Below are 12,796 nucleotides of genomic sequence, written 5' to 3' on the forward strand. Positions count from 1 at the left end.
GGGAGGATCGACATGAGCGACGGCAAGACCGGCCTGCAACTGCGTTCGCTGATCAAGAAGAGCGGTGAACTCGAAATCTCGCTTTTGGACGTGCCGACCCCCGAGCCCGCGGACGACGAGGTCGTCGTCCGCATCGAGGCGGCACCGATCAACCCGTCCGACCTCGGCCTGCTCGTTGGCGCTGCCGACATGAGCACGGCCAAGGCGTTCGGCACGAAGGAGGCGCCAATCATCACCGCAAAGGTGCCTGACGCTGCGATGCGCGCGATGGGGGCGCGGCTCGACCAATCCTTGCCAGTTGGCAATGAGGGCGCCGGCGTCGTCATCAAGACCGGTTCGTCCGATGCTGCGAAGGCGCTGATGGGCAAGACGGTCGCGATGATCGGTGGCGCCATGTACGCGCAGTACCGAACGCTGAAGGCGAGGGACTGCCAGCCGTTGCCCGAGGGCACGAGTGCGGCGGAGGGCGCGTCCTGGTTCGTCAATCCGCTCACCGCGCTCGGCATGACCGAGACGATGCGGCGCGAAGGCCACAAGGCCCTTGTGCACACCGCAGCTGCCTCCAATCTCGGCCAGATGCTGAACAAGATCTGCATCAAGGACGGCATCGGGCTCGTCAACATCGTGCGCAGCAGGGAGCAGGCGGAGATCCTGAAGAAGATCGGCGCCAAGCACGTTGTCGATTCCAGCGCGCCTGATTTCCTCGACGATCTCACGGCCGCGCTGGTCGAGACCGGTGCCACCATCGCCTTCGATGCCATCGGCGGCGGCAAGCTCGCCGGCGACATCCTCAACTGCATGGAGATCGCGATCAACAAGACGGCCAAGGAATACAGCCGCTACGGTTCCAGCGTGCACAAGCAGGTCTATGTCTACGGCGCGCTCGATATCCGTCCGATCGAACTGCCGCGCGGCTTCGGCATGGCCTGGGGTGTCGGTGGCTGGTTGCTGACCCCGTTCCTGCAGAAGATCGGGCCTGCCGATATCGGTCGGCTGCGTCAGCGCGTCGTGAGTGAACTGAAGACCACCTTTGCCAGCCACTACACCAAGGTCGTGTCGCTTCCTGAGGCGCTCGATCCGGTCAATATCGCGGTGTACGCCAAACGCGCGACCGGCGAAAAATTCCTCATCGATCCGAATAAATTGTCGTGATCTGCGAAGGCAGGTCAACCAAAAGAGATCTTGCCTTCTGAGCGAAGCGGGAGATTGTTCCGCCGCGTTGAAAGCGGAAAACCGCAACGCGCGCTCAGAAGGGGACATCGCCATGACCGATCTCAATCGCCGTCATCTGTTTGCAGGCGCCGCCGCGATCGGCGCAGTTGCCATGGCCGGACTGCGACCAATTGCAACCAATGCCGCAGTGCCGCAAGCCGGCGCGCAGGCGCCGGGCTTCTACCGCTAGAAGGTCGGCAGCTTCGAGTGCACCTCGATCAACGACGGTGCGCGCAGCTTCCCGATGCCGGACACGTTCGTGACCAACATCCCTAAGGAGGAGGCGCTCGCCGCTTCGGACGCCGCCTACATGCCGAAGGGCATGGTCACGGTGCCGTTCAATCCGCAACTCATCAACACCGGTTCCAAGCTCGTGCTGATCGACACCGGCAACGGCATTGCGAACTTTGAGGCGACCAAGGGCGCGGTCGGCCGTACACTGCAAAACCTTCAAGCAGCCGGCATCGATCCGAATAGCATCGACGTCGTGCTGCTCTCGCATCTGCATCCCGACCACACCAATGGCATCCGTTTGGCCGATGGTGCGATGGCCTTTCCCAACGCCGAGATCATGGTGCCAGCCAAGGATTGGGCGTTCTGGACCAGCGAGGACAACGCGTCGAAAGCCGAGTCCAATCCGATGATGAAGAATTACTTCGCCAACGTGAAGAAGACCTTTGCCGGCCTCCAATCCAAGGTCACCAAGTACGATTGGGGCAAGGAGGTTGCACCCGGCATCACCTCGATCGGAACGCCGGGCCACACGCCGGGGCATACTTCGTTCGCGGTCCCATCGGGCGACAAGAAGATACTGATCCAGTCCGACGTCACGAACATTCCGGAATTCTTCCTGCGCAATCCGGACTGGCATGTGATTTACGACACTGACGCCGCGTTGGCGCAGGAAACGCGCCACAAATTCTACGACATGGCAGCGGCGGAGAAGGCGACCGTGGTCGGTTTCCACTTCACCTTCCCCTCGGTCGGACATGTCGAGAAGGACGGCGCCAAGTACCGCCTGATTCCGTCGGCGTGGAATCCGACGATCTGATCGATTTGCAGATTTGCAGGAATGACCGGGCCGCCGCTTGGCGGCCCGATTGTTTTGGGCGACCATCTGCTTTCGAGAAACTCAGTGTTTCCAAATCGGGTCGGTTCATGCACTTGCATCCATCGATCCGGATGGCTTAAGTGCCGCCCGGCACTTTCCCTCAAGGTTTTAAGGATCATCTGATGGCCTACAACATCCTCACGATCGCCGGCAGCCTGCGCAAGGAGAGCTTTTCGCTGAAGATCGCCCATGCGCTCGCCAAGCTTGCGCCGGCCTCGCTCAAGCTCGAGGTCATCACGCTGGCGGGCATCTCGTTCTTCAATCAGGACCTCGAGGGCGCACCGCCCGCCGACTGGCTTGCCTTCCGCGACAAGGTCCAGAAGTCCGACGGCGTCATTTTCGTCACGCCGGAATACAACCGCGCCATCCCGGGCGTGCTGAAGAACGCCATCGACGTCGGCTCGCGGCCCTATGGTAAGAGCTCGTTCAACGGCAAGCCGGTCGGCATCGTCTCGAACTCGCCCGGCCCGCTCGGTGGCGTCAGCGCAGCCAAGACGCTCCAGAACATCCTGCCGGGCATCACCGGCCCGATCATGCAGCAGCCCGAGATCTACCTGAATGCCGTCGGCGACGCCTTTGATGCCGAGGGGAATCTGACGAAGGAGTCGCTCAAGCCCGTGCTCCAAGCCTACATCGACGCCTTCGCGGCGCACGTCGCCAAGCACCACGGCTGAGCCTCATTCTCCGTCATGGCCGGGCTTGTCCCGGCCATCCACGTCTTTGCGGTGGCCATGAAGAACGTGGATGCCCAGCACAAGGCCGGGTATGACGGTTGGGGCTGAGGTTAGCACTTCCTTAACCAAGCTGGCCCATCTTGCCAAAATGGTCTCCCGCGCGCGCCTCAAATCGATCCTGACCGGCCTTGCCCTCTATGCGATGGCGGCCGCCATCGTCGGCTATTTCGGCGTCAACGCCTATACCGGCAAATACGGCCTCAACGCCCGCCAGGAGCTCGATCAGGAGATCATCGCGCTGACCAGTGAGCTGGCCCAGCTCAAGCGCGAGCGCGCCCGGAGCGAGCAGCGCGTGTCGCTGCTGCGCACCGAGAAGATCGACCCCGACATGCTCGACGAGCGGGCGCGCTTTCAGCTCGACTATGTCAATCCGCACGATCTGGTTCGGATGATCCCGCAGAACTAGCGCTTTCCGCGTCTTCCGAAACCGGCATCGAAAGTCGCAGGCACAGAACCGGACGGCGGCTTGACGGCAGTGTCGGAGCTGGCCCATGGGTTCAATCGCTGTTTCAAGGTTGACGCAGATCAACCGGGCCGTACCGGCTCAGCCTAGACTGCCACCCGGAGGAAACAGTGATGAATGGGCAAGCCCCCCAGCATCACGCGGCCCGTGTCGAGGCCGCCATTGCATCAGGCCAGGCGGCTCGTTCCGCGCTCGTGGCCTCTTGGCGCCGTTCGTCGCGATTGCATCGTCTCGACCCGTCCGGCCGCGGCGTGCCGGAGCGGCTGACGGAAGCGGAACTCCGCGAGGCGCGCGAGCGCATCGCGCCGTTGCTTGCTGCTGCGCGGGGCGCGATGGATCGGCTCCATCACGCGGTCGGCGCCGCCGGCTGTTGCGTGCTGCTTGCCGACGGCGAGGGCGTGCCGGTCGATCGTCGCGGCACGCCGGCAGACGACACCACCTTTCAATCCTGGGGCCTGTGGACCGGAGCGCTCTGGAGCGAGGAGCACGAGGGCACCAATGGCATCGGCACCTGCCTCGTCGAGCAGCGGCCGCTGACGATCGACCGCGACCAGCATTTTTTCACCCGCAACACGCTTCTGAGCTGCACCGCCATTCCGATCTACGACCATGAGGCGGCCCTCGCAGGCGTCCTCGACGTCTCCTCCTGCCGGGCCGACCGGACCGATGCGTTCTCCAATCTGATCGCGCTCGCGGCAAGCGAGGCGGCAAAGCGCATCGAGGCCGATCTGTTTCGCAGGGCGTTCGCCCATGCGCGCATCGTATTGACGCATGGCCCGGACGGCCAGTGCAGCGGCCTCGTTGCGGTCGATGCGGATGATCTCGTGGTAGGTGCGACCCGGTCCGCCCGGGTGGGATTGGGGATCGCGCCCGGCCGTCCGCTGCAGCCGGTGCCTGCAACCGATCTGTTCGGCGGCGATGCGGCTCATGACCACCTCGCCGGCGGTCAGCGCGTGGTGGTGCAGCGGGCGTTGTTGCGCGCGGGTGGCAACGTGTCGGCAGCCGCCAAGGCCCTCGGCGTCAGCCGAGCCACGCTGCACAGGAAGCTCAAGCGGTTCGAGCTCAAGCACTAGAGCGTTTTCCAGCGAAGTGGATAGCGGTTCGCGTGAAGAAAACGCGTCAAAACAAAAAAATCTAGAGCTTCCGTTCCGATTCTATCGGAACGGAAAAAGCTCTAGGGATCACGCCGATATCGCTGCCGTCCGCATGACCTGTCGCAGAACTGCGACAGGTCAGCCCGGCCATCGTTCCCGCCCGGGCTGACAGAAAACACCCCCTGCGACATCGTCGGCGCAAGTCGTGAACACACGACGATTGCGCCAACAGCAACATCGGGAGTGATCAATGAACAAGGTCGAATTTCTCAGCGTTATCAAAGTTCCCTTCGCCGCGCGCTATGACAACTTCATCGGCGGCAAGTTCGTCGCGCCGGCTTCCGGCCGGTATTTCGACAATGCCTCGCCGGTGACGGGTCAGATCGTCTGCAAGATCGCGCGCTCCGACCAGCAGGACGTCGAAGCCGCTCTCGACGCGGCGCATGCCGCCAAGGACGGCTGGGCGCGCACCAGCGTTGCCGAACGCGCCGCGATCCTGAACAGGATCGCCGACCGCATGGAGGAGAATCTCGAGCGGCTCGCAATCGCCGAGACCTGGGATAACGGCAAACCGATCCGCGAGACCCGCGCCGCCGACATTCCGCTCGCGATCGATCACTTCCGCTATTTCGCCGGGGTCGTCCGCGGCCAGGAAGGCTCGATCGGCGAGATCGACCACGACACCATCGCCTATCATTTCCACGAGCCGCTCGGCGTGGTCGGCCAGATCATTCCCTGGAACTTCCCGCTGCTGATGGCGTGCTGGAAGCTCGCGCCGGCGCTCGCCGCCGGCAACTGCGTGGTGCTGAAGCCGGCCGAGCAGACGCCAGCCTCGATCATGGTCTGGGCCGAGATCGTCGGCGATCTGCTCCCGCCCGGCGTTCTCAACATCGTCAATGGCTTTGGTCTCGAAGCCGGCAAGCCGCTGGCCTCCAGTCCACGGATTGCCAAAATCGCCTTCACCGGCGAGACCTCGACCGGCCGGCTGATCATGCAATATGCCAGCCAGAACCTCATTCCCGTGACGCTGGAGCTCGGCGGCAAATCGCCGAACATCTTCTTCAAGGACGTCCCCGCCGAGGATGACGATTTCTTCGACAAGGCGATCGAAGGTTTCGTCATGTTCGCGCTGAACCAAGGCGAGGTCTGTACCTGTCCGAGCCGGGCACTGGTGCACGCGGATATCTACGATCGCTTCATGGAGCGGGCGCTGACGCGCGTCGCCGCCATCAAGCAGGGCGATCCGCGCGACGCCGACACCATGATCGGCGCTCAGGCCTCGGGCGAACAGTTGGAAAAAATCCTCTCCTACATCGACATCGGCAAACAGGAGGGCGCGAAGGTGCTCGCTGGCGGCGGACGCGCAAACCTCGCCGGCGATCTCGCCAGCGGCTTCTATGTCCAACCGACGGTGTTCGAGGGCCACAACAAGATGCGAATCTTCCAGGAGGAGATCTTTGGCCCCGTCGTCTCCGTCACGACCTTCAGGAACGACGACGAGGCGCTCGCCATCGCCAACGACACGCTCTACGGCCTCGGGGCCGGCGTCTGGAGCCGCGATGCCAACCGCTGCTATCGCTTCGGCCGCGCGATCCAGGCCGGCCGGGTCTGGACCAACTGCTACCACGCCTACCCCGCCCATGCGGCGTTCGGCGGCTACAAGCAGTCGGGCGTCGGGCGCGAAACCCACAAGATGATGCTCGATCACTACCAGCAGACCAAGAACCTCCTGGTCAGCTATAGCCCAAAGAAGCTCGGATTCTTCTGATCCGGCAGGAGAGGGCGGCGCTCATCTGCGCCGCCCGTTCCGGGCTGTTGTCTATGCGGCCTACCGTCATCCGCCTGTCAGAGTTTTAAGACAAGACGGCAAGCCCGGCATTGATACGATGCCGTGAAGATGGAGGCTTGCCATGACGAACAATCGTTCCCGACGGACGCTGCGTGCTGGAGCGATGTTGTTCGGCGCGGCGCTGCTGCCGATGTCGATGGCGTGCGCGCAGACCGCCCCGGTGCCATCAGGCACAAAACCCTTCCTGACCGTCGATGGCAAGGCGCCGCTGATCCTCGGACATCGCGGCGTGCCGGGACTGGTGCCCGAAGAGACCGAGGCCTCGTATGACCTCGCCGCGGCGCTCGGAGCCGACGCGCTCGAAGAGGATTTGCACCTCACCAAGGATTGCGTCCTGGTCGCGCGGCACAACCCCTGGCTCGCCGACAACACCAACGTTGCCGAGGTGGCGAAGACCAATGCGGCGGTCGCAGCGCGCAAGCGCACGGTGCCCGGTGTGCGCGTCAAGGCGCCTTCTCCCACCAACGGTCCAGCCGACTACCTCGTCGACCTAACCGATCCGGCCGATCCCAAATCGGTGCTGAAGTCACTGATCGTCGACGGCGAAGATCACACCAATGACTGGTCGATCACCGACTTCACCATGGCCGAGCTGAAGGGCTGGATTGGCGGCACCACCTATGATGCCGCCAGCGAGCGGCCGAAGGTGTTCAACGGCAAATTCCCGGTCATCAGCTTCCAGGACATCCTCGATATCGCCAAGGCCAAGAGCAAGGAGACGGGGCGTTCCATCGCCGTCTATCCGGAAACCAAAAATCCGACCTGGAATAACGCCCAGGCCATCGCCAATGGCTGCGGCGCGCCGGGCAGCCATCCGCTCGAGGATGCCCTGATCAAGATCGTCAAGGATAACGGCCTCAACACCAAGGACGCTCCGATCTTCGTTCAAAGCTTCGAGCCCGGCAGCCTGAAATATATGCGCAGCCATGGCCTGGAGACCCGGCAGGTCCAGCTCGTCGACGGCAACGGGATCGACTTCAAAACCGGCAAGGTCCTGCTCAACAACATCACCAATTCCCGTCCGTACGACTGGACGGTTGCCGGCGACGCGCGGCTGTACGATGCGATGTTGACCCCTGCCGGCCTTGCCGAGATCAAGACCTATGCCGACGGCATTGGGCCGTGGAAGGCCTATATCGTGCCGCTCAAGATCGCGCCGTGGAAGGACGCCAATGCCGACGGCACGCCCTACAAGGGCGCGACGCCTGAGGCTTCGACGCAGGATGCAACGAGCCTGATTGCCGACGCCCACAAGCTCGGCCTGTTCGTGCACGTCTTCACGTTCCGGAACGAGAAGAAATATCTGGCTGCCGACTATCGCGCCGATCCGGGCCTGGAATATCTCAAATTCTTCCGTCTCGGCGTCGATGGGGTCTTCACCGACTTCACGCATACCGGCGTTGCCGCCCGTGCGGCGTATCTGCGCGAGCTCGGCTGGTGAGGCGGGCGTCGCGGGAGCCAAATGTTGCCTGATCAAGCCTAAAGGTTTTGCAAAGTTTCGGCCACGTTGCAGTGCGGCATAATGAAAGTCGTGCCATGTCGCTGCGGTGCTTTCGCACGCGATTGAGTTGGGTTAGAGAGGGCTTAGTTTTCTCTGACCCGGAATTCTCATGGCCGCCCCCAAGAAAGCCGCCGCAAGCAGCCCACAAGACAAGACCAACGGCGGTTCGCCCCCGGAATTCACCAGGGAGCAGGAGCTGAAGGCGCTCCGCGACATGCTCCTGATCCGGCGATTCGAGGAAAAGGCCGGTCAGCTCTACGGCATGGGCGCGATCGGTGGTTTCTGCCACCTCTATATTGGCCAGGAGGCCGTGGTGGTCGGCATGCAGATGGCCCTGAAACAGGGCGATCAGGTCATCACCGGCTATCGCGATCATGGCCATATGCTCGCGACCGGTATGGAGGCCAAGGGCGTGATGGCCGAGCTCACGGGACGCCGCGGCGGCTATTCCAAGGGCAAGGGCGGCTCCATGCACATGTTCAGCAAGGAGAAGCACTTTTACGGCGGTCACGGCATCGTCGGCGCGCAGGTCTCGCTAGGCACCGGTCTCGCCTTCGCCAATCACTATCGCGATAACGACAATGTCAGCGTCACCTATTTCGGCGATGGCGCGGCCAACCAGGGTCAGGTCTATGAGAGCTTCAACATGGCGGAGCTCTGGAAACTGCCGGTGATTTACGTCATCGAAAACAACCGTTACGCCATGGGCACCTCGGTCTCGCGCGCTTCGGCGCAGCAGGATTTCTCCAAGCGCGGCGCATCCTTCAACATTCCCGGCCTGCAGGTCGACGGCATGGACGTTCGCGCCGTCAAGGCCGCCGGTGACGAGGCTGCCGCCTGGTGCCGCGCCGGCAAGGGGCCGATGATTCTGGAAATGCAGACCTACCGCTATCGCGGCCATTCGATGTCCGACCCTGCAAAATACCGCACGCGCGAGGAGGTCGAGAAGGTCCGCCACGACCAGGATCCAATCGAGCAGGTGCGTAACCGTCTGCTGGAGGCCAAGGTGAGCGAGGCCGACCTCAAGGCAATCGACGCCGAGGTGCGCGACATCGTCAACGCGTCCGCCGACTTTGCCCAGCATGATCCCGAGCCGGATGCCGCCGAGCTCTGGACCGACGTTTATCGCTGAACGCGCGCAAGCTTTCTCTTGGAGTCGATATGCCAATTCAAGTGCTGATGCCCGCGTTGTCGCCCACGATGGAAAAGGGCAATCTCGCCAAATGGCTGAAAAAAGAGGGCGAGACGATCAAGTCCGGCGATGTCATCGCCGAGATCGAGACCGACAAGGCCACCATGGAGGTCGAGGCGACCGATGAGGGCACGCTCGGCAAGATCCTGATCGCCGAGGGTACCGCGGACGTTCCCGTCAACACGCCGATCGCGACCATTCTCGCCGACGGCGAGAGCGCCGCCGATCTTGCCAAGGCGTCCACGCCGGCCAAGCAGGAGAAAGCCGCGGAGTCCGCAGCTCCCGCCGCTGCAAAGGCCGAGACACCCGCGCCGAAGGCCGCGCCCGCGCCGCAGGCTGTCGCCGAGCCCGATCCGGAAGTGCCCGCGGGCACCGAGATGGTGACCCAGACCATCCGCGAAGCGCTGCGCGACGCGATGGCCGAAGAGATGCGCCGCGACGCCGACGTGTTCGTGATGGGCGAAGAGGTCGCCGAATATCAGGGCGCCTACAAGGTCACCCAGGGCCTGCTCCAGGAGTTCGGCGCCAAGCGCGTGATCGACACGCCGATCACCGAGCACGGCTTTGCCGGCGTCGGCGTCGGTGCCGCGATGACCGGGTTGAAGCCGATCGTCGAGTTCATGACCTTCAACTTCGCCATGCAGGCGATCGACCAGATCATCAACTCCGCCGCCAAGACGCTCTACATGTCCGGCGGCCAGATGGGTTGCTCGATCGTATTCCGCGGGCCGAATGGCGCGGCAGCGCGCGTTGCCGCCCAGCACAGCCAGGATTACTCGGCCTGGTATTCGAGCGTCCCGGGCCTCAAGGTCGTCGCGCCGTTCTCGGCCGCCGACTACAAGGGCCTGCTCAAGGCCGCGATCCGCGATCCCAATCCGGTGATCTTCCTCGAGAACGAGGTGCTCTACGGTCACACCGGCGAAGTGCCGAAGCTCGACGATTTCGTGATCCCGATCGGCAAGGCGCGCATCGTGCGCGCCGGCAGCCATGTCAGCATCATCTCCTGGTCGAACGGCATGAGCTATGCGCTGAAGGCCGCCGACGAGCTCGCCAAGGACGGCATCGAAGCCGAAGTGATCGATCTGCGCACGCTGAAGCCGATGGACACGGAGACCATCGTCAACTCGGTCAAGAAGACCGGACGTGCGGTGACGGTGGAAGAGGGTTGGGCCCAGAGCGGTGTCGGCGCCGAGATCGCCGCGCGCATCATGGAAAACGCCTTCGACTATCTGGATGCGCCTGTTACCCGCGTCTCCGGCAAGGACGTGCCGATGCCCTATGCCGCGAACCTCGAGAAGCTCGCGCTGCCGACCGTGGCCGAAGTGGTCGAGGCAGCCAAAGCCGTCTGCTACAGGTAGGCCATGGTGGGCCCGAAGGAGCAGCCATTGCCACCCGACGTCGTCGCCCGCGATGATGCGGTCGAGATCCTGCGCGTGTTCGTGCTGGACGGCGGGCTGTCGATGGCGTTCCAGCGCGCCTTCGAGGAGCCCGACATGTGGGGCCTGCTGCTGGTCGATCTCGCCCGCCACGCCGCGCGCGCCTATTCGCGCGAAAGCGAATACACCGAGGAGGACGCCATGAACCGGATCCTCGAGATGTTCCAGGCCGAGATCGAGCGTCCCACCGACACCGGCACGACGACACCGCGCGGGAAGGGACACTGACCGTGGCGATCGAATCCTACCATTTCGATGTCATGCTGGAGGCGATCCGCGAGGCGCAGGATTCGATCGCGCAGGGCGGCCTGCCGATCGGCGCCGTGCTGACGCGCGACAACAAGATCATCGCCCGCGGCCACAACAACCGCGTGCAGGAGAACAACGTCATTCTGCACGGCGAGATGAGCTGCCTGCGTGAGGCCGGCGCGATCTCGTTCCACGACACCGTCATGTACACCACGCTGTCGCCATGCTCGATGTGTGCCGGCGCGCTCGCTCTGTTCAAGGTCAAACTGGTGGTGATCGGGGAATCCGTCACCTTCGAGGGATCCAAGGACATTCTCGACAAGTTCGGGATACCCTGGATCGATCTTGCCGACGACCGCTCCATCACCATGATGAAGAATTGGCGTTCCGTTCCCGCCAATGAGCGCCTGTGGCAAGGCGACATCGGCAACTAAACCTGGTCTGTTCGTCCTCGCTTCCGGGGGCGACATTTTGAGAAGTTCTTCGTGAGGTCGGCATGCCCATCAACATCCTGATGCCCGCTCTTTCGCCAACGATGGAGAAGGGCAACCTCGCCAAATGGCTGAAGAAGGAAGGCGACAAGGTCAAATCCGGCGACGTCATCGCCGAGATCGAGACCGACAAGGCCACCATGGAGGTCGAGGCCATTGATGAAGGCACGATCGCCAGGATCCTCGTGCCCGAGGGCACGCAGGACGTGCCGGTCAACGACGTGATCGCGGTACTCGCCGGCGAGGGCGAGGACGTGAAGGCGGCAGGTAGCGCGAAGCCCAGCGCTTCGGCTGCACCTCCGAAGGCTGCCGATACTCCCGCTGCAGCGCCGGCTCCTGCTGCGCCGAAAGCGCCGCCGCCGGCCGCGGCTGCAGCGCCGCAGGCCGCAGCACCGGCGGCACGAGGCAACGGCCATGGCGGCCGCGTGTTCTCATCGCCGCTGGCGCGCCGTCTCGCCAAGGACGCCGGCATCGATGTCGGGATGGTCACCGGCACCGGCCCGCACGGCCGCGTGGTTGCGCGCGACGTCGAGCAGGCCAAATCAGGCAAAGGCCTCAAGGCACCCGCCGCGGCGCCGTCCGGTGCGCCGTCGATCGCGCCGACCATGTCGGACAAGCAGATCCTGTCGCTGTTCGAGCCGGGCTCCTACGAGGTCGTCCCGCATGACGGCATGCGCCGCACCATCGCGCAACGCCTGACCGCGTCGATTCAGAACGTCCCGCACTTCTATCTCACCATCGACTGCGACATCGGCAAGCTGCTCGCGGCGCGCGAGGAGATCAACGCGGCTGCTCCCAAGGACAAGGACAAGAAGCCGCTCTACAAGATCTCGGTCAACGATTTCGTCATCAAGGCGATGGCGGTGGCGCTGCAGAAGATTCCGAACTGCAATGTGAGCTGGACCGAAAGCGGCATGGTCAAGCACCACCATTCCGACGTCGGCGTTGCCGTGGCGATGCCCGGCGGCCTGATCACGCCGATCATCCGCAAGGCCGAGACCAAGACGCTCTCGACCATCTCCAACGAGATGAAGGATTTTGCCGCGCGCGCCCGCTCGCGCAAGCTGAAGCCGGAAGAGTACCAGGGCGGCACAACGGCTGTCTCCAACCTCGGCATGTACGGCATCAGCCACTTCACCGCGGTGATCAACCCGCCGCATGCGACGATCCTCGCGGTCGGCACCAGCGAGGAGCGTCCGGTCGTGCGCGGTGGCAAGATCGAGATCGCGCAGATGATGAGCGTGACCTTGTCGTGCGATCACCGCGCCATCGACGGCGCGCTCGGCGCCGAACTGATCGGCGCCTTCAAGCAGCTGATCGAAAACCCCGTCATGATGATGGTGTGAGAACCGAATTCGCGTCGTCATTGCGAGCGAAGCGAAGCAATCCAGGACGTGACCGGCAGACTGGATTGCTTCGTCGCAAGAGCTCCTCGCAATGATGGTCTCGAACATTGAGGCCGGT

Annotated in this window: 11 protein-coding genes and 1 pseudogene; all 12 read left to right on the top strand. The window is 63.5% G+C overall.

Annotated features, from left to right (window positions below; all coding sequences use genetic code 11):
• Positions 1–12: 12 nt before the first annotated feature.
• The 12 genes and pseudogenes from JJE66_RS18260 to JJE66_RS18315 all read left to right on the top strand — a co-directional run bounded on the left by JJE66_RS18260 (position 13) and on the right by JJE66_RS18315 (position 12,678).
• Positions 13–1,152: a zinc-binding dehydrogenase gene (locus tag JJE66_RS18260; RefSeq protein WP_200515695.1), complete on the top strand. Its 1,140-nt coding sequence runs from the start codon at positions 13–15 to the stop codon at positions 1,150–1,152.
• Positions 1,153–1,264: 112 nt separating this feature from the next.
• Positions 1,265–2,263: pseudogene (locus JJE66_RS18265) on the top strand (MBL fold metallo-hydrolase).
• Between the two features lie 182 nt (positions 2,264–2,445).
• Positions 2,446–2,997 (top strand): NADPH-dependent FMN reductase, encoded by a 552-nt coding sequence (locus JJE66_RS18270; protein ID WP_200515696.1) that lies wholly within the window; start codon positions 2,446–2,448, stop codon positions 2,995–2,997.
• Between the two features lie 148 nt (positions 2,998–3,145).
• Complete coding sequence (locus JJE66_RS18275) at positions 3,146–3,463, top strand: septum formation initiator family protein (protein ID WP_027529774.1); 318 nt, start codon at positions 3,146–3,148, stop codon at positions 3,461–3,463.
• 170 nt (positions 3,464–3,633) lie between these two features.
• Positions 3,634–4,593 carry a GAF domain-containing protein gene (locus JJE66_RS18280; protein WP_200515697.1) on the top strand — a complete coding sequence of 320 codons (960 nt, stop codon included), beginning with the start codon at positions 3,634–3,636 and terminating at the stop codon, positions 4,591–4,593.
• A gap of 271 nt (positions 4,594–4,864) precedes the next feature.
• Positions 4,865–6,382, top strand: coding sequence for an aldehyde dehydrogenase (adh, locus tag JJE66_RS18285; RefSeq protein WP_200515698.1), 1,518 nt, complete (start codon positions 4,865–4,867; stop codon positions 6,380–6,382).
• Between the two features lie 142 nt (positions 6,383–6,524).
• Positions 6,525–7,904 carry a glycerophosphodiester phosphodiesterase family protein gene (locus JJE66_RS18290; RefSeq protein ID WP_246756452.1) on the top strand — a complete coding sequence of 460 codons (1,380 nt, stop codon included), beginning with the start codon at positions 6,525–6,527 and terminating at the stop codon, positions 7,902–7,904.
• 169 nt (positions 7,905–8,073) lie between these two features.
• Positions 8,074–9,096: a pyruvate dehydrogenase (acetyl-transferring) E1 component subunit alpha gene (gene pdhA, locus JJE66_RS18295; RefSeq protein WP_200515699.1), complete on the top strand. Its 1,023-nt coding sequence runs from the start codon at positions 8,074–8,076 to the stop codon at positions 9,094–9,096.
• 29 nt (positions 9,097–9,125) lie between these two features.
• Complete coding sequence (locus tag JJE66_RS18300; protein WP_200515700.1) at positions 9,126–10,514, top strand: pyruvate dehydrogenase complex E1 component subunit beta; 1,389 nt, start codon at positions 9,126–9,128, stop codon at positions 10,512–10,514.
• Between the two features lie 3 nt (positions 10,515–10,517).
• The gene (locus JJE66_RS18305; protein WP_200515701.1) at positions 10,518–10,820 is read left to right on the top strand and encodes a DUF5076 domain-containing protein; all 303 of its coding nucleotides are present in this window, start codon (positions 10,518–10,520) and stop codon (positions 10,818–10,820) included.
• A 2-nt stretch (positions 10,821–10,822) separates the two neighbouring features.
• Positions 10,823–11,275, top strand: a complete 453-nt coding sequence (locus JJE66_RS18310) for a nucleoside deaminase (protein WP_200515702.1) — start codon at positions 10,823–10,825, stop codon at positions 11,273–11,275.
• A 62-nt stretch (positions 11,276–11,337) separates the two neighbouring features.
• Positions 11,338–12,678, top strand: a complete 1,341-nt coding sequence (locus JJE66_RS18315; protein ID WP_200515703.1) for a pyruvate dehydrogenase complex dihydrolipoamide acetyltransferase — start codon at positions 11,338–11,340, stop codon at positions 12,676–12,678.
• Positions 12,679–12,796 lie beyond the last annotated feature (118 nt).

The organism is Bradyrhizobium diazoefficiens, assembly GCF_016612535.1.
Taxonomy (GTDB): domain Bacteria; phylum Pseudomonadota; class Alphaproteobacteria; order Rhizobiales; family Xanthobacteraceae; genus Bradyrhizobium; species Bradyrhizobium diazoefficiens_C.

Coding starts and splice junctions, on each gene's coding strand:
- JJE66_RS18315 (WP_200515703.1), top strand. CDS start 11,338: ATGCCCATCAACATCCTGATGCCCGCTCTTTCGCCAACGATGGAGAAG.
- adh (WP_200515698.1), top strand. CDS start 4,865: ATGAACAAGGTCGAATTTCTCAGCGTTATCAAAGTTCCCTTCGCCGCG.
- JJE66_RS18260 (WP_200515695.1), top strand. CDS start 13: ATGAGCGACGGCAAGACCGGCCTGCAACTGCGTTCGCTGATCAAGAAG.
- JJE66_RS18280 (WP_200515697.1), top strand. CDS start 3,634: ATGAATGGGCAAGCCCCCCAGCATCACGCGGCCCGTGTCGAGGCCGCC.
- pdhA (WP_200515699.1), top strand. CDS start 8,074: ATGGCCGCCCCCAAGAAAGCCGCCGCAAGCAGCCCACAAGACAAGACC.
- JJE66_RS18275 (WP_027529774.1), top strand. CDS start 3,146: ATGGTCTCCCGCGCGCGCCTCAAATCGATCCTGACCGGCCTTGCCCTC.
- JJE66_RS18270 (WP_200515696.1), top strand. CDS start 2,446: ATGGCCTACAACATCCTCACGATCGCCGGCAGCCTGCGCAAGGAGAGC.
- JJE66_RS18290 (WP_246756452.1), top strand. CDS start 6,525: ATGACGAACAATCGTTCCCGACGGACGCTGCGTGCTGGAGCGATGTTG.
- JJE66_RS18305 (WP_200515701.1), top strand. CDS start 10,518: ATGGTGGGCCCGAAGGAGCAGCCATTGCCACCCGACGTCGTCGCCCGC.
- JJE66_RS18300 (WP_200515700.1), top strand. CDS start 9,126: ATGCCAATTCAAGTGCTGATGCCCGCGTTGTCGCCCACGATGGAAAAG.